This window comes from Calidifontibacillus oryziterrae (assembly GCF_000331575.1).
In the GTDB taxonomy this organism is placed as follows: Bacteria; Bacillota; Bacilli; order Bacillales; family Bacillaceae_J; genus Calidifontibacillus_A; species Calidifontibacillus_A oryziterrae.
The window spans coordinates 12522-33960 of sequence record NZ_ANOK01000008.1 but is presented as its reverse complement, the minus strand read 5'-3'; the positions used below and the strand labels follow the sequence as shown (position 1 = coordinate 33960).

Below are 21439 nucleotides of genomic sequence, written 5' to 3'. Positions count from 1 at the left end.
TATCAGTTGAGGCTGTTCCCTCAACTGATAGAAGTTTTACTTTATAAGGGAGGTAGGCCCTTTGCTGGATGTAAATAACTTTGAGTATATGAAAATTGGTTTAGCTTCGCCTGATAAAATTCGTTCATGGTCTTATGGTGAAGTGAAGAAACCAGAGACGATTAACTATCGTACTTTAAAGCCTGAGAAGGATGGCTTATTCTGTGAACGAATCTTTGGCCCTACAAAGGATTGGGAGTGCCATTGCGGAAAATATAAAAGAGTTCGTTATAAAGGTGTTGTTTGTGACCGTTGTGGTGTTGAAGTAACACGTGCGAAAGTCCGCCGTGATCGTATGGGTCATATCGAACTTGCTGCGCCTGTTTCCCATATTTGGTATTTTAAAGGAATTCCAAGCCGGATGGGTTTGGCATTAGATATGTCGCCTCGTGCGCTTGAAGAAGTTATTTACTTTGCTTCATATGTTGTTACTGACCCTGGGGATACAACATTGGAAAAGAAACAGTTGCTTTCAGAAAAAGAATATCGGACATATCGCGAAAAATATGGCCAATCATTCCAAGCCCAAATGGGCGCAGAAGCAATTCGGAAATTATTATATGACATTGATCTGGATAAAGAAGTCGAGGTCTTAAAGGAAGAGTTACGAACTGCCCAAGGTCAACGCCGAACTAGAGCGATCAAACGCCTTGAGGTATTAGAAGCTTTCCGCAATTCAGGTAATGATCCAGCTTGGATGATACTTGATGTATTACCAGTTATTCCACCTGAACTAAGACCGATGGTACAACTAGATGGTGGAAGATTTGCAACATCGGATTTAAATGACCTATACCGTCGTGTTATTAACCGTAACAACCGCTTAAAACGGTTGCTGGATCTTGGTGCACCTAGCATAATTGTTCAAAATGAGAAGAGAATGCTTCAAGAGGCGGTTGATGCATTAATTGATAACGGGCGCCGCGGTCGTCCGGTTACTGGCCCAGGTAACCGTCCACTAAAGTCCCTATCACATATGCTAAAGGGTAAACAAGGACGTTTCCGTCAAAATCTTTTAGGAAAGCGTGTTGATTATTCAGGTCGTTCTGTAATTGTTGTCGGACCAAACCTAAAAATGTATCAATGTGGTTTGCCAAAAGAAATGGCGCTAGAATTGTTTAAACCATTTGTAATGAAAGAACTCGTAGGCAGAGGGCTGGCACATAATATTAAGAGTGCGAAACGCAAAATTGAGCGAGTAAGTCCGGATGTCTGGGATGTTCTTGAAGAAGTAATCAGAGAGCATCCGGTGCTACTAAACAGGGCACCTACGCTACACCGTCTTGGAATACAGGCATTTGAACCAACATTAGTAGAGGGTCGGGCTATTCGTTTGCACCCGTTAGTTTGTACAGCGTATAATGCTGACTTTGATGGTGACCAAATGGCGGTCCACGTACCGTTATCAGCAGAAGCGCAGGCGGAGGCGCGGCTATTAATGCTTGCAGCGCAAAACATTTTAAATCCGAAGGATGGAAAACCGGTTGTTACTCCATCTCAGGATATGGTTCTAGGTAACTATTACTTAACTATTGAGCGTGTTGGAGCAATCGGTGAAGGAATGGTTTTTAAAGATTCAAGTGAGGCGTTAATTGCTTATCAAAACGGCTATGTGCATTTGCATTCACGCATTGCTGTTGCGGCTAGTTCGCTAAATAATGCAACATTTACACCGGAACAAAATGGAATGTTGCTTTTAACGACGGTTGGTAAACTAATTTTCAATGAAATATTACCGGAGTCGTTCCCATATATTAATGAACCAACGAAGGATAATTTAGAGCGCGAAACCCCAGCGAAGTATTTTGTACAAAAAGGTATAAATGTGAAAGAAGAAATTGCTAAGCGGGAACCGGTTTCTCCGTTTAAGAAAAAAATTCTTGGCAGCATTATTGCAGAGGTTTTCAAACGCTTTAAAATTACTGAAACTTCAAAAATGCTAGACCGGATGAAGGATCTTGGCTTTAAATTTTCAACAAAAGCTGGAATAACTGTAGGGGTCTCAGATATTGTTGTTTTACCAGAAAAACAAGAAATTCTTGCTAGAGCCGAAGAGAAAATTTCAAACGTAATGAAACAGTTTAGACGCGGTTTAATTACTGATGAAGAACGTTATGAACGAGTTATTTCGATTTGGAGCTCAGCAAAGGATGAAATACAAACAAAATTAATGGATAATCTCGATATCTCGAATCCAATCTTTATGATGAGTGATTCTGGAGCTCGTGGAAACGCATCTAACTTTACTCAGCTTGCGGGTATGCGAGGACTCATGGCTAACCCAGCTGGTAGAATTATTGAGTTGCCTATTAAATCAAGCTTCCGTGAAGGATTAACAGTGTTAGAATACTTTATTTCTACACACGGTGCTCGTAAAGGACTAGCTGATACAGCGCTAAAAACTGCGGATTCAGGCTATTTAACAAGACGACTTGTTGACGTTGCACAAGATGTAATCGTTCGTGATCATGATTGCCATACTGACCGCGGCTTAGTTGTTAGCGCGCTTAAAGACGGTACTGAAGTTATTGAGACGCTCTACGAACGCATGGTTGGAAGGACAGTATTTGAAACGGTTAAGCATCCAGAAACAAAGGGAATCATTATTAAACGTAATGAATTAATTACTGAAGATATAGCTACTGAAATTGTCAATGCAGGCATTGAACAAATTAAGATACGTTCTGCATTTACATGTGACACACGCGCTGGGGTTTGTAAGCTTTGCTACGGACGAAATCTTGCAACAGGTCAAGATGTTGAGGTTGGCGAAGCGGTTGGTATAATCGCAGCACAATCAATTGGTGAACCTGGTACACAGTTAACAATGCGGACATTCCATACAGGTGGAGTTGCTGGAGATGATATTACGCAAGGTTTACCGCGTATTCAGGAGCTGTTTGAAGCCCGTAATCCAAAAGGGCAAGCTGTCATTTCTGAGATTGATGGCGTAGTATCCCAAATAAATGAGGTTAAGGATAAGCAAGAGCTAGTTGTCCAAGGAGAAATTGAAAGTCGGACTTATACAGCGCCTTATGGGGCTAGACTTAAAGTTTCTGAAGGAGAAAAGGTTTTTGCTGGTCAAGAATTAACCGAAGGTTCGATCGATCCAAAGGAACTTTTAAAGGTTCAAGGTGTGGATGGAGTACAAGAGTACTTATTGCGTGAAGTTCAAAAAGTATACCGGATGCAAGGGGTAGAAATCGGTGATAAACACGTTGAGGTAATGGTAAGGCAAATGCTTCGTAAAGTTCGTGTTGTTGATGCTGGCGACACTGACGTCCTACCAGGATCGTTACTAGATATTCACCAATTTAAAGAAGCTAACAAAAAAGTACTACTTAACGGTGGTCAACCTGCAGTTGCACGTCCGGTATTGTTAGGTATTACAAAAGCGTCTCTAGAGACGGAGTCGTTCCTATCAGCTGCATCGTTCCAAGAAACAACTAGGGTATTAACGGACTCTGCGATTAAAGGAAAGCGCGATGAACTCCTAGGTTTGAAGGAAAATGTAATTATTGGTAAACTTGTCCCAGCGGGTACAGGTATGAACAGATATCGCAAAGTACATTATGTAAAGGATGGTTTGAATGAACCATCGTTAGAAGAACAAAACGACTTAGTATCTAAAGAATAATTGAAAATAATTTATTGACAATGATTCTTTGGAGTGGTATTATGACAAAGGTGTTTTAATACCGATGCTTTGGAGGATGTAAAACAGTATGTCTTATGAAAAAGTGTCACAGGCGAAAGAGATTGTGATTGGTTCAAAGCAAACTCTAAAAGCCATAAAAGAAAAGGAAGTAAGTGAAGTCATAATAGCTGATGATGCTGATCGGCGTGTGACTAACAAAATACTACTAGTAGCGAAAGAAAACAATATACCCATTTTCCGAGTGGATTCAATGAAAAAGCTTGGGAAAGCATGTGGGATTGAGGTTGGAGCTGCTACAGTAGCTATAAAAGGCTAAAATGTATAATGTTTTTGTAGAGCGGTATAACCGTTCTACAAAAACTTTGTTTTTGCCTAAAAAATGAACCACCTGGATATGTGGACTTAAAAAAGAGAAAGGAGGAATTACTAATGCCTACTATGAATCAATTAGTTCGTAAAGGACGTAGAAGCAAGATTGTTAAGTCAAAATCTCCTGCGTTAAACAAAGGTTATAACAGCATGAAGAAAGAGCAAACTGATCTTTCTTCACCACAAAAGCGTGGTGTTTGTACACGTGTGGGAACTATGACTCCGAAAAAGCCGAACTCAGCATTACGTAAATATGCTCGTGTACGCTTAACAAACGGAATTGAGGTTACTGCTTATATTCCTGGGATTGGACATAACCTTCAAGAACATAGCGTAGTATTAATTCGTGGCGGACGTGTAAAGGACTTACCAGGGGTACGTTATCATATCGTACGTGGTGCTTTAGATACTGCTGGTGTTAATAACCGCATGCAAGGTCGTTCAAAATATGGTACAAAGAGACCTAAAGCAGCAAAAAAATAATCGACAATCATAAATAATCATGACGAAGGGAGGGTATCATATGCCACGTAAAGGTCCTGTTACTCGTAGAGATGTATTACCAGATCCGATTTATAATTCAAAGTTAATCACTCGTTTAATCAATCAAATCATGGTTGATGGTAAGAGAGGGAAAGCCCAAACTCTTTTATATAATGCGTTTGATTTAATAAAAGAACGTACTGGCAATGATCCAAAGGAAGTATTCGAACAAGCTCTTAAGAACATTATGCCTGTACTTGAAGTGCGTGCTCGCCGTGTAGGTGGTGCGAACTATCAAGTTCCTGTAGAGGTTCGTCCAGAGCGACGTACTACTCTAGGATTACGTTGGTTAGTTCAATATTCACGTTCTCGTGGAGAAAAAACGATGGAAGAGCGTTTAGCTCATGAAATCATGGACGCAGCTAATAACACAGGCTCATCTGTTAAAAAGCGCGAAGACACACATAAAATGGCAGAAGCAAATAAAGCATTTGCACACTACCGTTGGTAAAACAATCACTCTAATTAATTTCCTAAAAAGGAAGGAGAAGTACAGATGGCTAGAGAGTTCTCCTTAGAAAAGACTCGTAACATCGGCATCATGGCGCACATTGATGCTGGTAAAACTACAACTACTGAACGTATCCTTTTCTATACAGGCCGTATCCATAAAATTGGTGAAACTCACGAAGGAGCTTCACAAATGGACTGGATGGAGCAGGAGCAAGAGCGTGGAATTACGATCACTTCTGCGGCAACAACGGCACAATGGAAAGGTCATCGCGTAAATATCATCGATACACCAGGACACGTAGATTTCACTGTTGAGGTTGAACGTTCACTGCGTGTATTAGATGGTGCAGTAACAGTATTAGATGCTCAATCAGGTGTTGAGCCACAAACAGAAACTGTATGGCGTCAGGCTACTACTTACGGAGTTCCGCGCGTTGTATTCGTTAATAAAATGGATAAAATGGGTGCAGACTTCTTGTATTCTGTAAAAACTATTCATGATCGTTTAGGTGCAAACGCGCATCCGATTCAATTACCGATTGGCGCTGAAGAAAATTTTGAAGGCATTATCGATTTAATTGAAATGAATGCTACGTTATATGGAAACGACCTTGGCACCGATATTACTGAAGGTGAAATTCCTGAAAATATGAAGGATTTAGCTGAAGAATATCGTGGCAAGCTAATCGAAGCTGTTGCTGAAATAGATGAAGCCTTAATGGAAAAATATCTAGAAGGCGAAGAATTAACAAACGAAGAAATTAAGGCAGCAATTCGTAAAGGTACAATTAATGTAGAATTCTTCCCAGTTATGTGTGGTTCTGCATTTAAAAATAAAGGTGTTCAAAAAATGTTGGATGCGGTGTTAGAATATTTACCAGCACCAACTGATGTACCATCTATTAAAGGTACTTTACCTGATAGTGAGGAAGAGATTGAACGTCACTCTAGTGATGAAGAGCCATTCTCTGCATTAGCTTTCAAAATTATGACAGATCCTTATGTTGGGAAACTGACGTTTTTCCGCGTATATTCAGGTATCCTAAACGCAGGTTCTTACGTATTAAATTCAACAAAAGGGAAACGCGAGCGGGTAGGACGTATCCTACAAATGCACGCAAATCACCGTGAAGAAATCCCTGTAGTTTATGCTGGCGACATCGCTGCTGCAGTAGGCTTGAAAGATACAACAACTGGTGATACTCTATGTGATGAAAAAAACCCGGCAATCTTAGAGTCAATGGTATTCCCAGAACCGGTTATCTCTTTATCAGTTGAGCCAAAGTCAAAAGCGGACCAAGATAAAATGGGTATTGCTTTACAAAAGCTTTCTGAAGAGGATCCAACGTTCCGTACTGAAACGAATCCTGAAACAGGTCAAACAATTATCTCAGGTATGGGTGAACTCCACCTTGATATTATCGTTGACCGGATGAGACGTGAATTTAAGGTAGAAGCTAACGTGGGTGCACCACAGGTTTCTTATCGTGAAACATTCCGTCAAACAGCTGAGTGCGAAGGTAAATTCGTACGTCAGTCAGGTGGTCGTGGACAATATGGACACGTTTGGATTAAGTTTGAGCCAAATGAAGAAGGCAAAGGCTTCGAGTTCGTTAACGGGATCGTTGGTGGTGTAGTTCCAAGAGACTATATTCCAGCAATCCAAGCAGGACTTGAAGATGCAATGCAAAATGGTGTACTAGCTGGATATCCGTTAATTGATGTTAAAGCAACATTATTTGATGGATCATATCACGATGTTGACTCAAGTGAAATGGCGTTTAAAGTTGCTGCATCACTTTCACTTAAAAACGCAAAAACAAAATGTAACCCAGTTCTACTTGAACCGATGATGAGAGTTGAGATTGTTGTTCCTGAAGAGTATATGGGTGACATCATGGGTGACGTTACTTCTCGTCGTGGACGTGTAGAAGGTATGGAAGCTCGTGGTAATGCACAAGTTGTTAAAGCAATGGTGCCACTTTCAGAAATGTTTGGTTATGCTACTGCACTTCGTTCTAATACTCAAGGTCGTGGCGTATATTCTATGCACTTTGATCATTATGAAGAAGTTCCAAAGTCAATTTCTGAAGAAATCATCAAGAAAAATACTGGTGAGTAATTAAACCAGATTGCTTAAATGAAAAACTAATTGTAAGTAGGGTCGTGGGAGTCTTTAGATTCCCGCCCCTTACATATAAAAAATTATAAAATGATACATTTTAAGGAGGAAATCTCTGATGGGTAAAGAAAAATTTGACCGTTCGAAACCACACTGTAATGTAGGTACAATTGGACACGTTGACCATGGTAAAACTACTTTAACTGCTGCAATTACTAATGTTTTACACAAGCGTTCTGGTAAAGGTACAGCAATGAACTATGATCAAATCGATGGTGCACCAGAAGAACGTGAGCGCGGAATCACAATCTCAACATCACACGTTGAGTATGAAACTGACAAGCGTCACTATGCACACGTTGATTGCCCAGGACACGCTGACTATGTTAAAAATATGATCACTGGTGCTGCGCAAATGGACGGCGGTATCTTAGTAGTTTCTGCTGCTGATGGTCCAATGCCACAAACACGTGAGCACATCTTACTTTCTCGTCAAGTAGGTGTACCTTACCTAGTTGTATTCATGAACAAATGTGACATGGTAGACGATGAAGAATTATTAGAATTAGTAGAAATGGAAGTTCGTGACCTTCTTTCTGAATACGACTTCCCAGGTGATGATATTCCAGTAATTAAAGGTTCTGCTCTTAAAGCACTTCAAGGTGAAGCTGAGTGGGAAGATAAAATTGTCGAATTAATGGATGCAGTTGACGAGTACATTCCAGACCCAGTACGTGACGTTGAAAAGCCATTCATGATGCCGGTTGAGGACGTATTCTCAATCACTGGTCGTGGTACAGTTGCTACAGGTCGTGTAGAGCGTGGCCAAGTTAAAGTTGGTGACGTAGTTGAAATCGTTGGTCTTGCTGAAGAAGCTAAGAGCACAACTGTAACTGGTGTAGAAATGTTCCGTAAGCTTCTTGACTATGCTGAAGCTGGCGATAACATCGGTGCACTTCTTCGCGGTGTTGCTCGTGAGGAAATCCAACGTGGTCAAGTACTTGCTAAGCCAGGTTCAATTACACCACACAAAACTTTTAAAGCACAAGTTTATGTTTTATCAAAAGAAGAAGGTGGACGTCATACTCCATTCTTCTCAAACTACCGTCCACAATTCTATTTCCGTACTACTGACGTAACTGGAATCATCAAGTTACCAGAAGGAACAGAAATGGTAATGCCTGGTGATAATATCGAAATGACAGTAGAACTTATCACTACAGTTGCGATTGAAGAAGGTACTAAGTTCTCAATTCGTGAAGGTGGCCGGACAGTAGGCGCTGGATCAGTTTCTTCTATTATTGAGTAATTGATTTCAAGAACTAAAATATTGATAAAAACAGGTAGCATTTGCTACCTGTTTTTTAATTTTAAGCAACTTAATTTGAATTATTAATCTATTCACGATAGCCTTGAATTCAGTTGCACAACTATGTATAATTTTAAAAGTGCGCGAAAGAAATAAAATATATTTTCTATCTTGCATTTTGTTGTAAATTTTTATATAATAGTGCATGTTGGTCATTTACAGCTATGATGTGGAAGGTTGCTGACACACCCGGCCCCTTTGCCATGGCGGATGTGAGGAAATTTCCACGGAGTATGTCTATTTTAAAATGGGCGAAAAGGAGGGAAAGTAATGGCAAAAGAAAAAATTCGTATACGTTTAAAGGCTTATGATCACAGAATCCTTGATCAATCAGCTGAAAAAATTGTGGAAACTGCAAAGCGATCTGGTGCTAATGTATCTGGTCCAATTCCGTTACCGACAGAAAAATCAGTCTATACAATTTTGCGTGCTGTTCACAAGTATAAAGATTCTCGTGAGCAATTTGAGATGCGTACTCATAAGCGTTTAATCGATATTATTAATCCAACACCACAAACTGTTGATTCATTAATGCGATTAGACTTACCATCAGGTGTAGACATTGAAATCAAACTTTAATTATTAAAATAAAAATGGGATATTAATAGGAGGTGTGACTAATGACCAAAGGAATCTTAGGTAGAAAAATTGGTATGACTCAAGTTTTCTCTGAAAATGGTGTGTTAACTCCAGTTACGGTAATCCAAGCGGAGCCTAACGTGGTTTTACAAAAGAAAACAACTGAAACTGACGGCTATGAAGCAATCCAGTTAGGTTTTGCTGATAAGAAGCAATCTCGTCAAAACAAACCAGAACAAGGTCATGCAACAAAAGCTAATACAACTCCTAAGCGCTTCGTACGTGAAATTCGCGGCGTAAACGCTGAGGAATTTGAAGTTGGTCAGGAAGTCAAAGTTAATGTGTTTGCAGAAGGAGACCTCGTAGACGTTACGGGCACTTCAAAAGGAAAAGGATTCCAAGGCGCAATTAAGCGTCATAACCAATCGCGCGGCCCGATGGCTCATGGATCTCGCTATCACCGTCGTCCTGGTTCAATGGGACCAGTTGCTCCAAACCGTGTATTTAAAGGTAAAATGCTACCTGGACAAATGGGCGGCGAGCAAATTACAGTTCAAAACTTAGAAATTGTTAAAGTTGATGTCGAGCGTAATCTTCTATTAGTAAAAGGAAATGTTCCTGGACCTAAGAAAAGCTACGTAAAAATTCTTAGTGCGGTAAAAGGTAACAAATAATTGTTCAGAAAGGAGGAAATTAGATGCCTAAAGTAGCACTTTATAATCAATCAGGTTCACAAGTAGGTGAAGTTGAACTTTCTGATGCGGTTTTTGGAATTGAACCAAACGAAAACGTTTTGTATGAAGCTGTTATTATGCAACAAGCATCAAAACGTCAAGGTACTCATAAAGTAAAAAATCGTTCTGAAGTTCGTGGTGGCGGTAGAAAGCCATGGCGCCAAAAAGGTACAGGTCGTGCGCGTCAAGGGTCAATTCGTTCTCCACAATGGAGAGGTGGAGGGATTGTCTTTGGTCCAACGCCTAGAAGTTATTCTTTCAAGCTTCCGAAAAAGGTACGTCGCTTAGCGATCAAATCTGCTTTATCATCTAAAGTATTAGATAATAGCGTTGTTGTACTTGAAGCACTTGCGATCGATGCGCCAAAAACAAAGGATATGGTAAAGGTTTTAAACTCATTAGCGCTAGATAAAAAGGTACTAATTGTAACAGCTGATACAGATCAAAATGTCGAGTTATCTGCTCGTAACATCCCAGGTGTTACCGTAGTTAATGTGAATGGTGTGAATGTATTAGACGTAATAAACCATGACAAAATGGTCATTACAAAAGAAGCAGCTGAAAAAGCAGGGGAGGTGCTTGCATAATGAAAGATCCTCGTGATATTATTAAGCGCCCCGTAATCACAGAACGTTCTACTGAATTAATGGGTGAAAAGAAATATACTTTCGAAGTGGATACAAGAGCTAACAAAACAGAAGTAAAACAAGCAATTGAACAAATTTTTGGTGTTAAAGTTGAAAAGGTAAATGTACAAAATTATGACGGCAGATACAAGCGTGTAGGCCGTTATGCTGGTACAACACCAAAACGTAAAAAAGCAATTGTAAAATTAACAGCCGATAGTAAAGAACTTGAGTTTTTTGAAGTTTAATCTATTGTGAAGGAGGGAAACCATAATGGCGATTAAAAAGTATAATCCAACGACAAATGGTCGTCGTGGAATGTCAGTTTTGGATTTCGCAGAGATCACAACTGATACACCAGAAAAATCATTATTAGCACCGTTACACAAAAAAGGCGGTCGCAATAACCAAGGTAAAATTACAACTCGTCACCAAGGTGGAGGTCATAAGCGCCAATATCGTGTAGTCGATTTTAAACGTGACAAAGATGGAATACCTGGACGCGTTGCTACAATCGAATACGATCCAAACCGTACTGCTAATATTGCACTAGTTAATTATGCAGATGGTGAAAAGCGGTATATTCTTGCACCAAAAGGTTTACAAGTAGGCCAAGAGATTTTCTCAGGTGCAGATGCGGATATTAAAATAGGTAATGCATTACCATTACAAAATATTCCGGTTGGTACAGTTATTCATAATATTGAGTTAAAACCAGGGCGCGGGGGGCAATTGGTTCGCTCTGCTGGTTCCGAAGCTCAAGTGTTAGGTAAAGAAGGTAAATACGTATTAGTACGTTTAACTTCTGGTGAAGTGCGTCAAATCCTAGCAACTTGCCGTGCAACTGTTGGTCAAGTAGGGAATTTAGAGCATGAACTAGTTACTGTTGGTAAAGCAGGTCGTTCACGTTGGTTAGGAAAACGCCCAACTGTACGTGGATCTGTAATGAACCCGAACGATCATCCACATGGTGGTGGTGAAGGTAAAGCTCCGATCGGACGTAAATCACCGATGTCACCATGGGGTAAACCAACACTTGGATTTAAAACTCGGAAGAAAAATAAAGCGTCAGACAAATTTATTGTTCGTCGTCGTAAAAAATAACGGGGTTGTTCTGCGGTTCAGTAGAACCGTAGCGCAATCGCGAAGGGAGGTTCATTCATGGGTCGCAGCTTAAAAAAAGGACCATTTGTCGATGATCACTTAATGAAAAAAGTTGAAGTTTTAAACGAGTCAAACAAGAAGCAAGTAGTTAAAACTTGGTCTCGTCGTTCAACAATTTTCCCAGACTTTATTGGGCATACAATCGCTGTTTATGATGGACGAAAGCATGTGCCAGTATTTATTACTGAAGACATGGTAGGTCATAAATTAGGCGAATTTGCTCCTACTCGCACTTATAAAGGTCATGCAGATGACGATAAGAAAACAAGACGTTAATTAGAGAGGAGGTACTTGAATGGAAACTAAGCAAGCTAAATCGGTTGCGAGAACTGTTCGTATTGCTCCTCGTAAAGCTCGAATTGTAATCGATTTGATAAGAGGAAAGCAAGTCGGCGAAGCAATTGCAATTCTTCGTCTCACGCAAAAGGCAGCTTCTCCTGTCATTGAAAAAGTGTTGAAATCAGCAATTGCAAATGCTGAGCACAACTATGAAATGGATGTAAACAATTTAGTTGTTTCACAAGCGTTCGTTGACGAAGGTCCAACGTTAAAACGTTTCCGTCCACGCGCACAAGGACGCGCTAGTGAAATTAAAAAGCGTACTAGCCACATTACAGTTGTGGTATCTGAAAAGTAAGGAGGGATAGTAGTGGGTCAAAAAGTAAATCCTAACGGTCTTCGTGTTGGCATCATTCGTGATTGGGAATCAAGATGGTTCGCAGGAAAAGATTACGCTAACCTATTACATGAAGATATTAAGATTCGTGAATACATTAATAAGCGTCTAGCAGATGCGGCTGTATCAAAAGTTGAAATTGAACGTGCTGCTAATCGTGTGAATATTACTGTCCATACTGCTAAGCCAGGAATGGTTATTGGTAAAGGTGGTACTGAAGTTGAAGCACTACGCAAAGCGTTAAATGAGTTAACGCAGAAGCGCGTTCACATTAATATTATGGAAATTAAAAAGGCTGATATTGACGCAACATTAGTTGCAGAAAATATTGCTCGTCAATTAGAAAATCGTATTTCATTCCGTCGTGCCCAAAAGCAAGCAATTCAACGTGCTATGCGTGCCGGTGCAAAAGGTATCAGAACAATGGTTTCTGGTCGTTTAGGCGGAGCGGATATCGCTCGCTCAGAACATTATAGTGAGGGCACTGTGCCACTTCATACTTTACGTGCAGACATTGATTATGGTACTGCAGAAGCGGATACTACTTATGGTAAGTTAGGTGTCAAAGTATGGATCTATCGTGGTGAAGTTCTTCCTACAAAGAAAAGAGCGAAAGATGAGGAAGGAGGAAACCAATAATGTTATTACCAAAACGCGTCAAGTACCGCAGAGAACACAGAGGAAAAATGCGTGGTCGTGCTAAAGGTGGTACTGAAGTACACTTCGGTGAATTTGGTTTACAAGCACTAGAGGCTTCCTGGATTTCTAACCGCCAAATTGAGGCTGCTCGTCGTGCGATGACACGTCATATGAAACGTGGCGGAAAAGTTTGGATCAAAATCTTCCCATCAAAGCCATTTACAGCAAAACCTTTAGAAGTTCGGATGGGTTCTGGTAAAGGGGCGCCTGAAGGATGGGTAGCGGTAGTTAAACCAGGAAAAGTAATGTTTGAAATTGCAGGTGTACCTGAAGAAGTAGCGCGCGAAGCTTTACGCCTTGCTGCTCATAAATTACCTGTTAAATGTAAATTTGTAAAACGCGAAGAAATTGGTGGTGAAAATAATGAAGGCTAATGAAATCCGTGACTTAACCACTGCCGAAGTTGAACAAAAAGTCAAAACTTTAAAAGAAGAATTATTTAACCTTCGTTTCCAGCTTGCGACTGGTCAATTAGAAAACACTACTCGTATTCGTGAGGTACGCAAGTCGATCGCTCGTATGAAGACGATTATTCGCGAAAGAGAACTTGGTGTTAACAATCGATAATCGAGAGGAGGTTAGCGTAAATGAGTGAACGCAACCAACGCAAGGTATATGTAGGCCGTGTTGTTTCTGATAAAATGGACAAAACGATCACAGTTGTAGTTGAAACTTATAAAAAGCATTCGCTATACGGTAAGCGTGTAAAATACTCTAAAAAGTATAAGGCTCACGATGAGAATAACCAAGCGAAAATTGGCGATATCGTAAAGATTATGGAGACTCGCCCACTTTCTGCAACAAAACGTTTCCGTTTAGTAGAAGTTGTTGAAGAAGCCGTTATTATTTAATACAAAGTTCGGATATTATTTGTGTTCCGAAAGGAGGTACTAATCGATGATTCAACAAGAATCTCGCTTAAAAGTTGCTGACAACTCTGGCGCACGTGAAGTGTTAACAATTAAAGTTCTTGGTGGTTCTGGCAAGAAAACAGCTAATATTGGTGATGTAATTGTTTGTACTGTTAAGCAAGCAACACCAGGTGGCGTTGTCAAAAAAGGTGACGTAGTAAAGGCTGTAATTGTTCGTACTAAGAGCGGCGCTCGTCGTGTTGATGGCTCCTATATTCGTTTTGATGAAAATGCATGCGTAATTATTCGTGACGACAAGAGTCCACGTGGAACTCGTATCTTTGGACCAGTTGCTCGTGAATTACGTGAGAGAAACTTTATGAAAATTGTTTCATTAGCTCCAGAAGTAATCTAAGATCTTATTTTTTACCTTGAAGGAGGTGTCTATAAGATGCATGTAAAAAAAGGTGATAAAGTACAAGTAATTTCAGGTAAAGACAAGGGCAAACAAGGTGTAATCCTTGAAGCATATCCGAAAAAGGATCGCGTCCTTGTGGAAGGCGTTAATGTTATCAAAAAACATTCAAAGCCATCGCAAATGAATCCTCAAGGTGGAATCATTAGCCAAGAGGCACCTATTCATGTGTCAAATGTAATGCCAATCGACCCTAAGACTGGCAATCCTACTCGTGTAGGTTACAAAGTTGTTGACGGTAAGAAAGTACGAATTGCAAAAAAATCAGGTGAAGCTTTAGATAAATAGATTGTTTAGAAAGGAGGTCCCTCTACGTGAATCGCCTAAAAGAAAAATATACAAAAGAAGTAGTACCGGCTTTAGTGAGCAAATTTAATTACACATCAGTTATGCAAGCACCCAAAATCGAAAAGATTGTTATTAATATGGGTGTTGGTGATGCAGTTCAAAATTCAAAAGTATTGGATGCTGCAGTTGAAGAGTTAGCTGCAATTTCAGGTCAGAAGCCAGTTGTAACAAGAGCAAAAAAATCAATTGCTGGATTCAGACTTCGTGAAGGTATGCCAATCGGTGCGAAAGTTACCCTACGCGGAGAACGCATGTATCAATTTTTAGATAAATTAGTGTCTGTATCATTACCTCGTGTTCGTGACTTTAGAGGAGTTTCCAAGAAATCTTTTGATGGACGCGGTAACTATACATTAGGTGTGAAAGAACAATTAATTTTTCCTGAAATTGACTATGATAAAGTAAGTAAGGTACGCGGTATGGACATTGTTATTGTTACTACTGCTAATACAGATGAAGAAGCTCGTGAGCTGTTAGCTCAATTGGGCATGCCGTTCCATAAGTAATATAAAAGGAGGGAAATTTGTGGCCAAAAAATCAATGATCGCTAAGCAAAAGCGCGAGCAAAAGTATGCTGTACGTGAATATACACGTTGTGAACGCTGTGGTCGTCCGCATTCGGTAATTCGCAAATTCAAGCTTTGCCGTATTTGTTTCCGCGAATTAGCGTATGCAGGTCAAATCCCTGGTGTTAAAAAAGCAAGTTGGTAAACCCCTAAAATGGGAAGGAGGTAAATAATATGGTTATGACTGATCCTATTGCAGATATGCTTACTCGCATCCGTAATGCGAATATGGTTCGTCACGAAAAATTAGAAATCCCTGCATCAAAACTTAAAAAAGATGTTGCTGAAATCCTAAAGCGCGAAGGATTCATTCGTGACGTTGAATATATTGAAGACAACAAGCAAGGAATTATCCGTATTTTCCTAAAATACGGTGCAAATAACGAGCGTGTAATCACTGGATTGAAACGTATTAGTAAGCCTGGATTACGTGTTTATGCAAAAGCGAATGAAGTACCTAAAGTGCTTAACGGACTAGGAATTGCTATTGTCTCAACATCTAGCGGTGTTCTAACAGACAAAGATGCTCGCGCTAAACAAATTGGCGGAGAAATTCTAGCGTACGTTTGGTAAGATTTTTGAAAGAGTGGAGGTGTAACAATGTCTCGTATAGGTAAGAAAATAATAGAAGTACCACAAGGTGTTACTTTTACTAATAATAACAACGTAGTAACTGTTAAAGGACCAAAAGGCGAATTAACTCGTGCTTTTCATCCTGATATGACGATAAAAATGGAAGACAATAATTTAACGGTTGCTCGTCCATCTGATAATAAAGAACATCGTTCTTTACACGGTACAACTCGTAGTCTTCTTGCTAACATGGTTGAGGGTGTAACAAAGGGTTATGAAAGAGGACTTGAATTAATCGGTGTTGGTTACCGTGCTTCTAAATCTGGTTCAAAGCTTGTTCTAAATGTTGGATATTCTCATCCTGTTGAAATTGAACCAGAAAAAGGTGTCGAGATTGAAGTTCCAGCAAATACAAAAATTATTGTAAAAGGTATCGATAAAGAACGTGTTGGCGCAGTTGCAGCTAATATCCGTGATGTGCGTCCACCTGAACCATACAAAGGTAAAGGTATCCGTTACGAAGGCGAATATGTACGTCGCAAGGAAGGTAAAACTGCGAAGAAATAACGCTTCTTAGAGTAGAAGGAAGGAGTGAATCGAATGATTACTAAGCTCGATAAAAATGCTGTTCGTAAGAAAAGACATGGACGTGTTCGTTCAAAGGTGAGCGGCACAGCTGAACGTCCACGTTTAAATGTATACCGTTCAAATCAACATATATATGCGCAGTTAATTGATGATGTAAATCAAGTAACGATTGCAAGCGCGGCTACAGTTGAAAAAGATTTTGGTCTTGAGTCAACTAGCAACGTTGAGGCAGCTCAAAAGATCGGTGAATTGGTTGCTAAACGTGGAATGGAAAAAGGGATTAAAGAAGTAGTATTTGATCGTGGTGGCTACTTATATCACGGAAGAATAAAAGCATTAGCAGAGTCTGCTCGTGAAGCTGGACTTGAATTCTAATGATAAAGGAGGGAAATTAATGCGTCTTGTTGACCCAAATAAATTAGAGCTTGAAGAGCGTGTAGTTACGGTTAACCGTGTAGCAAAGGTAGTTAAAGGTGGTCGTCGCTTCCGTTTTGCTGCGCTAGTCGTTGTTGGTGATAAAAATGGTCATGTAGGTTTTGGTACTGGAAAAGCACAAGAAGTACCTGATGCAATCCGTAAAGCAATTGAGGACGCTAAGAAAAACTTGATTAGTGTACCGATCATTGGAACAACAATTCCACATGAAATTATTGGAAATTTCGGAGCTGGTAACGTTCTTTTAAAGCCTGCTGCAGAAGGTACAGGAGTTATCGCCGGTGGCCCAGTACGTGCGGTATTAGAATTAGCTGGTGTAGGTGATATCCTTTCTAAATCGTTAGGATCTAATAATCCAATTAACATGGTACGTGCAACAGTGGAAGGCTTAAAAGGACTTAAGCGTGCAAACGAAGTTGCAAAGTTACGCGGCAAAACGGTAGAAGAACTGTTAGGGTAAGGAGGGAAAACTATGGCTAAAAAACTTGAAATCACCCTCAAACGCAGTGTTATTGGTCGTCCGCAAGACCAACGAGCTACTGTACAAACATTAGGATTACGTAAAATACACCAAACTGTAGTTCACGAGGATAACGTAGCAGTTCGTGGAATGATTAATAAAGTAGCGCATTTAGTATCCGTTAAAGAGGTATAGGTAGAAAATTTCCAAAAGAGGAGGTGCAAGAATGAAACTACATGAGTTAAAACCAGCAGAAGGTTCTCGTAAAGAACGTAATCGCGTAGGTCGTGGAATGGGTTCTGGTAACGGTAAAACTTCAGGTAGAGGACATAAAGGTCAAGGCGCTCGTTCTGGCGGTGGTGTTCGTCCAGGTTTTGAAGGAGGTCAAATGCCTTTATTCCAACGTTTGCCTAAACGTGGTTTTACTAATATTAACCGTAAAGACTATGCGATTGTTAATTTAGAGAGATTAAACAGCTTTGAAGACGGGATCGAAGTTACCCCAGAATTATTGCTTGAAACTGGTGTAATCAGTAAGTTGAATGCTGGTGTGAAAGTACTAGGAAATGGTAAGCTAGAAAAGAAACTTACTGTTAAAGCACATAAGTTCTCAGCTTCAGCAAAAGAAGCTATTGAGGCAGCTGGCGGTAAAACTGAGGTGGTTTAATGTTTGAGACAATCTCCAATTTTATGCGTGTGGGTGAGATAAGACGGAAAATTGTCTTTACTTTGTTAATGCTAGTTATATTTAGGTTAGGTAGTTTTATACCCGTTCCAAATGTGGATACAGAGGTTATTAAAATCTCGGATCAAAGTGTATTTGGTTTACTTAACACTTTCGGTGGCGGTGCACTACAAAACTTCTCGATTTTTGCAATGGGAATTATGCCTTATATTACGGCATCAATTATCATTCAATTATTACAAATGGATGTTGTTCCTAAGTTTACTGAATGGTCAAAGCAAGGTGAGGTTGGACGTCGTAAATTAGCTCAGTTTACCCGCTATGGCACAATAGTGCTTGGATTCATCCAAGCTATTGGTATGTCAATTGGCTTTAACAATTTATTTCCAGGCTTAATTAAAAACCCTGGAGTTGGAACATATTTATTAATTGCATTAGTATTAACTGCGGGAACTGCATTTCTATTATGGTTAGGAGAGCTTATTACAACTAACGGAGTGGGTAATGGTATTTCAATCATAATCTTTGCAGGGATCGTAGCTGCCATACCAAATGCAGCTAATCAAATATACGCCCAACAAATTGAAGGTGCTGGTGAGGCGCTCTTCTTACGAATTGTAACGATTGTCTTATTATTACTAGCTGTATTAGCTGTTGTTGTTGGAACGATTTTCATTTCTCAAGCACTACGGAAAATTCCGATTCAATATGCAAAAAGAATGGTAAATCGCAGTCCAGTTGGTGGTCAATCTACACACCTTCCAATCAAGGTTAATGCTGCTGGAGTAATTCCGGTAATCTTTGCAATCTCGTTCTTAATTACACCACCGACAATTGCTGGATTTTTTGGAGATAATACAGTGACGAATTGGATTATAACAACATTTAATTACTCCCATCCAATCGGCATGGTCGTGTATGTAGCATTAATAATTGCGTTCACATATTTTTATACATTTGTTCAGGTTAATCCTGAGAAAATGGCGGAAAACCTTAAAAAACAAGGTGGATACATTCCGGGAATCAGACCAGGGAAAAGTACGCAAGAGTATTTAACTCGCATTTTATATAGATTGACTCTAGTTGGATCCTTATTCCTGGCAGCTATATCTGTACTTCCTGTTTTCTTTATAAACATTGCGGGGTTACCGCAATCTGTCCAAATTGGCGGAACTAGTTTGTTAATCGTTGTTGGGGTTGCCCTTGAAACAATGAAACAACTCGAAAGCCAGCTAGTGAAGAGACACTATAAAGGTTTTTTGAAATAGGATTTTTGAGGCAGGGATTGTTATTAACATTCCCTTAAACCTCAACAGTAATGGGGGGCTGGAGAGATGAAGTTAGTACTAATGGGATTACCAGGGGCTGGTAAAGGTACACAAGCGGAAAGAATTGTTGAGAAATATGGGATTCCTCATATTTCAACTGGTGACATGTTCCGTGCCGCAATTAAAGAAGGCACAGAATTAGGCCTTAAAGCAAAATCCTATATGGACCAAGGTGCGCTTGTACCTGATGAGGTTACGATCGGGATCGTGCGTGAGCGCCTTGGGAAAGATGATTGTAGCAAAGGCTTTTTATTAGATGGATTTCCAAGAACAGTTCCGCAAGCGGAAGCCTTAGAAGTTCTATTAACAGATTTAGATCGACAAATCGATTATGTCATTTATGTAGAGGTTGACCAAAGCAAATTGATGGAACGCCTCACAGGACGTCGGATTTGCAAAGATTGTGGAGCAACGTATCACATGGTGTTTAATCCACCTTCAGTCGAAGGGAAATGCGACAAGTGTGGTGGCGAGCTTTATCAACGGGCTGATGATAATGCAGAGACTGTGGAAAATCGTCTAGAAGTTAACATGAAGCAAACACAGCCATTACTTGATTTTTATAGTGAAAAAGGCTACTTACGTAGTATTAATGGAGATCAAGATATTGAAGTTGTCTTTGCAGAAATAGATAAACTCCTTGGGGGCTTAATTGGATGATCATTTGCAAAACTGAACGCGAAATTGAAATAATGCGAGAAGCAGGTAAAATTGTTGCACTAACACATCAAGAGCTAAAGAAGCATATACGCCCAGGAATAACGACAAAGGAATTAGACAATATAGCTGAAAAGGCCATACGATTCTATAATGCAATTCCTTCTTTCAAGGGATACAATGGATTCCCTGGTAGTATTTGTGCATCTGTGAATGAGGAGTTAGTACATGGTATACCTAGTGATCGTATTCTTCGCGAAGGTGATATCATTTCAATTGATATCGGCGCAAAATTGAATGGCTACCATGGAGATTCAGCTTGGACATATCCAGTTGGGGAAATTGATAATGAAACAAAGAAATTGCTTGAAGTAACGGAAGAATCTTTATTTAAGGGTTTGGACGAAGCAAAAGCAGGCGTTCGATTAACAAATATCTCTCATGCGATTCAAACGTATGTAGAATCCAACGGTTTCTCCATTGTTAGAGAGTATGTGGGGCACGGGGTTGGTCAGGATCTTCATGAAGATCCGCAAATCCCAAATTATGGACATCCTAACAAAGGGCCGCGCTTGAAGCCTGGAATGGTACTTGCGGTTGAACCAATGGTAAACGCAGGTACACGGTATGTGAAGACACTTTCAGATAACTGGACTGTTGTTACAGTAGATGGTAAAAAGTGCGCTCACTACGAGCATACCATTGCGATTACTGAAACTGGATTTGAAATCTTAACAAAAGCCTAAGTGAAGGTGATATGGGTGAACGAACCTGAGTCGAGTCCGCGAATAGGTCAATTGGTTAGAATTCTACAAGGAAGAGAAGCTGGTCAATTTGCTGTAGTAGTAGAGATTCTCGATGATCGTTTCGTACTTATCGCTGATGGTGATAAGCGTAAATTTGATCGGCCTAAAAAAAAGAACATAAATCATCTCGAATTTTTTGATTATGTTTCTCCGGAAGTTCAGAACAGTATTAGTGAAACTGGTCGTGTGACAAATGGGAAACTACGATTCGCTGTTTCAAAGTTTGTCAATGAGCAAGTTACTGATTTTGAGAAGGGAGAGCAACCTAATGGCTAAAGAGGATGTAATTGAAGTAGAAGGTACGATCGTTGAAACTTTACCAAACGCAATGTTTAAAGTAGAGCTTGAAAACGGTCATAATGTATTAGCTCATGTTTCAGGTAAAATCCGGATGCATTTTATTCGAATTTTACCAGGTGATAAAGTGACTGTAGAGTTATCTCCATACGATTTAACTCGAGGTCGAATCACATATCGTTACAAATAAATTAGCACTCCGTAATATAAGGAGGTTCAAAAGATGAAAGTAAGACCATCCGTAAAACCAATTTGCGAAAAATGTAAAGTCATTCGACGCAAAGGTAAAGTAATGGTTATTTGTGAAAACCCAAAGCATAAACAAAAACAAGGCTAAAC

General features: G+C 39.9%; 33 protein-coding genes. All 33 read left to right on the top strand.

The features are described 5' to 3' along the window. Positions 1 to 61: 61 nt before the first annotated feature. The 33 genes from rpoC (at position 62) to rpmJ (ending at position 21437) form a co-directional block, all read left to right on the top strand. The gene (gene rpoC / locus D612_RS0107565; RefSeq protein WP_017754870.1) at positions 62 to 3676 is read left to right on the top strand and encodes a DNA-directed RNA polymerase subunit beta'; all 3615 of its coding nucleotides are present in this window, start codon (positions 62 to 64) and stop codon (positions 3674 to 3676) included. An 88-nt stretch (positions 3677 to 3764) separates the two neighbouring features. Further along, on the top strand, positions 3765 to 4013 hold the full coding sequence (locus D612_RS0107560; RefSeq protein WP_017754869.1) for a 50S ribosomal protein L7ae-like protein: 249 nt from the start codon (positions 3765 to 3767) through the stop codon (positions 4011 to 4013). Positions 4014 to 4126: 113 nt separating this feature from the next. Beyond that, positions 4127 to 4549 (top strand): 30S ribosomal protein S12, encoded by a 423-nt coding sequence (gene rpsL / locus D612_RS0107555; protein ID WP_017754868.1) that lies wholly within the window; start codon positions 4127 to 4129, stop codon positions 4547 to 4549. Positions 4550 to 4589: 40 nt separating this feature from the next. Beyond that, positions 4590 to 5060 (top strand): 30S ribosomal protein S7, encoded by a 471-nt coding sequence (rpsG, locus tag D612_RS0107550; protein WP_017754867.1) that lies wholly within the window; start codon positions 4590 to 4592, stop codon positions 5058 to 5060. Positions 5061 to 5105: 45 nt separating this feature from the next. Further along, entirely contained in the window at positions 5106 to 7184 is a 2079-nt protein-coding gene (gene fusA / locus D612_RS0107545) for an elongation factor G (protein WP_017754866.1), read from the top strand. A gap of 118 nt (positions 7185 to 7302) precedes the next feature. Next, positions 7303 to 8493 (top strand): elongation factor Tu, encoded by a 1191-nt coding sequence (tuf, locus tag D612_RS0107540; protein ID WP_017754865.1) that lies wholly within the window; start codon positions 7303 to 7305, stop codon positions 8491 to 8493. Positions 8494 to 8823: 330 nt separating this feature from the next. Next, a complete protein-coding gene (rpsJ, locus tag D612_RS0107535) occupies positions 8824 to 9132 on the top strand; it encodes a 30S ribosomal protein S10 (RefSeq protein WP_017754864.1) in 309 nt (102 codons plus the stop codon). Positions 9133 to 9173: 41 nt separating this feature from the next. After that, positions 9174 to 9806, top strand: a complete 633-nt coding sequence (gene rplC / locus D612_RS0107530) for a 50S ribosomal protein L3 (protein ID WP_017754863.1) — start codon at positions 9174 to 9176, stop codon at positions 9804 to 9806. Positions 9807 to 9829: 23 nt separating this feature from the next. Then, complete coding sequence (rplD, locus tag D612_RS0107525; protein WP_017754862.1) at positions 9830 to 10453, top strand: 50S ribosomal protein L4; 624 nt, start codon at positions 9830 to 9832, stop codon at positions 10451 to 10453. Then, positions 10453 to 10740 (top strand): 50S ribosomal protein L23, encoded by a 288-nt coding sequence (gene rplW / locus D612_RS0107520; RefSeq protein WP_017754861.1) that lies wholly within the window; start codon positions 10453 to 10455, stop codon positions 10738 to 10740. Before rplD ends, rplW begins: the two co-directional genes overlap by 1 nt. Before the next feature lie 25 nt (positions 10741 to 10765). Beyond that, positions 10766 to 11596 carry a 50S ribosomal protein L2 gene (rplB, locus tag D612_RS0107515; RefSeq protein WP_017754860.1) on the top strand — a complete coding sequence of 277 codons (831 nt, stop codon included), beginning with the start codon at positions 10766 to 10768 and terminating at the stop codon, positions 11594 to 11596. A 57-nt stretch (positions 11597 to 11653) separates the two neighbouring features. Further along, complete coding sequence (gene rpsS, locus D612_RS0107510) at positions 11654 to 11932, top strand: 30S ribosomal protein S19 (RefSeq protein WP_017754859.1); 279 nt, start codon at positions 11654 to 11656, stop codon at positions 11930 to 11932. Positions 11933 to 11951: 19 nt separating this feature from the next. Further along, positions 11952 to 12293: a 50S ribosomal protein L22 gene (gene rplV, locus D612_RS0107505; RefSeq protein WP_017754858.1), complete on the top strand. Its 342-nt coding sequence runs from the start codon at positions 11952 to 11954 to the stop codon at positions 12291 to 12293. Positions 12294 to 12305: 12 nt separating this feature from the next. Beyond that, positions 12306 to 12971: a 30S ribosomal protein S3 gene (gene rpsC, locus D612_RS0107500; RefSeq protein ID WP_017754857.1), complete on the top strand. Its 666-nt coding sequence runs from the start codon at positions 12306 to 12308 to the stop codon at positions 12969 to 12971. Continuing rightward, a complete protein-coding gene (gene rplP / locus D612_RS0107495) occupies positions 12971 to 13405 on the top strand; it encodes a 50S ribosomal protein L16 (RefSeq protein ID WP_017754856.1) in 435 nt (144 codons plus the stop codon). The genes rpsC and rplP overlap by 1 nt, the downstream gene beginning before the upstream one ends. Further along, positions 13395 to 13598 (top strand): 50S ribosomal protein L29, encoded by a 204-nt coding sequence (gene rpmC, locus D612_RS0107490; protein WP_017754855.1) that lies wholly within the window; start codon positions 13395 to 13397, stop codon positions 13596 to 13598. Before rplP ends, rpmC begins: the two co-directional genes overlap by 11 nt. Before the next feature lie 20 nt (positions 13599 to 13618). Then, positions 13619 to 13882, top strand: coding sequence for a 30S ribosomal protein S17 (gene rpsQ / locus D612_RS0107485; RefSeq protein ID WP_003331720.1), 264 nt, complete (start codon positions 13619 to 13621; stop codon positions 13880 to 13882). A gap of 46 nt (positions 13883 to 13928) precedes the next feature. Further along, on the top strand, positions 13929 to 14297 hold the full coding sequence (rplN, locus tag D612_RS0107480; protein WP_017754854.1) for a 50S ribosomal protein L14: 369 nt from the start codon (positions 13929 to 13931) through the stop codon (positions 14295 to 14297). Between the two features lie 36 nt (positions 14298 to 14333). After that, positions 14334 to 14645 carry a 50S ribosomal protein L24 gene (gene rplX / locus D612_RS0107475; protein ID WP_017754853.1) on the top strand — a complete coding sequence of 104 codons (312 nt, stop codon included), beginning with the start codon at positions 14334 to 14336 and terminating at the stop codon, positions 14643 to 14645. Between the two features lie 26 nt (positions 14646 to 14671). Beyond that, a complete protein-coding gene (gene rplE / locus D612_RS0107470; protein ID WP_017754852.1) occupies positions 14672 to 15211 on the top strand; it encodes a 50S ribosomal protein L5 in 540 nt (179 codons plus the stop codon). Positions 15212 to 15230: 19 nt separating this feature from the next. Then, a complete protein-coding gene (locus D612_RS0107465) occupies positions 15231 to 15416 on the top strand; it encodes a type Z 30S ribosomal protein S14 (protein WP_017754851.1) in 186 nt (61 codons plus the stop codon). A 29-nt stretch (positions 15417 to 15445) separates the two neighbouring features. Then, positions 15446 to 15844, top strand: a complete 399-nt coding sequence (gene rpsH / locus D612_RS0107460; protein ID WP_017754850.1) for a 30S ribosomal protein S8 — start codon at positions 15446 to 15448, stop codon at positions 15842 to 15844. 27 nt (positions 15845 to 15871) lie between these two features. Further along, complete coding sequence (gene rplF / locus D612_RS0107455) at positions 15872 to 16411, top strand: 50S ribosomal protein L6 (protein WP_017754849.1); 540 nt, start codon at positions 15872 to 15874, stop codon at positions 16409 to 16411. Positions 16412 to 16444: 33 nt separating this feature from the next. After that, positions 16445 to 16807 carry a 50S ribosomal protein L18 gene (rplR, locus tag D612_RS0107450; protein WP_017754848.1) on the top strand — a complete coding sequence of 121 codons (363 nt, stop codon included), beginning with the start codon at positions 16445 to 16447 and terminating at the stop codon, positions 16805 to 16807. Between the two features lie 19 nt (positions 16808 to 16826). Continuing rightward, positions 16827 to 17327 (top strand): 30S ribosomal protein S5, encoded by a 501-nt coding sequence (gene rpsE, locus D612_RS0107445; RefSeq protein ID WP_017754847.1) that lies wholly within the window; start codon positions 16827 to 16829, stop codon positions 17325 to 17327. Between the two features lie 12 nt (positions 17328 to 17339). Continuing rightward, positions 17340 to 17522 (top strand): 50S ribosomal protein L30, encoded by a 183-nt coding sequence (gene rpmD / locus D612_RS0107440; RefSeq protein ID WP_017754846.1) that lies wholly within the window; start codon positions 17340 to 17342, stop codon positions 17520 to 17522. Between the two features lie 31 nt (positions 17523 to 17553). Continuing rightward, a complete protein-coding gene (gene rplO / locus D612_RS0107435) occupies positions 17554 to 17994 on the top strand; it encodes a 50S ribosomal protein L15 (RefSeq protein WP_017754845.1) in 441 nt (146 codons plus the stop codon). Further along, positions 17994 to 19280 (top strand): preprotein translocase subunit SecY, encoded by a 1287-nt coding sequence (secY, locus tag D612_RS0107430; protein WP_017754844.1) that lies wholly within the window; start codon positions 17994 to 17996, stop codon positions 19278 to 19280. Before rplO ends, secY begins: the two co-directional genes overlap by 1 nt. Positions 19281 to 19346: 66 nt before the next feature. Next, positions 19347 to 20000, top strand: a complete 654-nt coding sequence (locus D612_RS0107425) for an adenylate kinase (protein ID WP_017754843.1) — start codon at positions 19347 to 19349, stop codon at positions 19998 to 20000. Beyond that, positions 19997 to 20743: a type I methionyl aminopeptidase gene (gene map / locus D612_RS0107420; RefSeq protein WP_017754842.1), complete on the top strand. Its 747-nt coding sequence runs from the start codon at positions 19997 to 19999 to the stop codon at positions 20741 to 20743. Before D612_RS0107425 ends, map begins: the two co-directional genes overlap by 4 nt. A 15-nt stretch (positions 20744 to 20758) precedes the next feature. Then, complete coding sequence (locus D612_RS0107415; RefSeq protein WP_017754841.1) at positions 20759 to 21079, top strand: KOW domain-containing RNA-binding protein; 321 nt, start codon at positions 20759 to 20761, stop codon at positions 21077 to 21079. After that, complete coding sequence (infA, locus tag D612_RS0107410; protein ID WP_017754840.1) at positions 21072 to 21290, top strand: translation initiation factor IF-1; 219 nt, start codon at positions 21072 to 21074, stop codon at positions 21288 to 21290. The genes D612_RS0107415 and infA overlap by 8 nt, the downstream gene beginning before the upstream one ends. Positions 21291 to 21323: 33 nt before the next feature. After that, positions 21324 to 21437, top strand: coding sequence for a 50S ribosomal protein L36 (gene rpmJ / locus D612_RS0107405; RefSeq protein WP_003156543.1), 114 nt, complete (start codon positions 21324 to 21326; stop codon positions 21435 to 21437). The last annotated feature ends 2 nt before the right edge of the window (positions 21438 to 21439 follow it).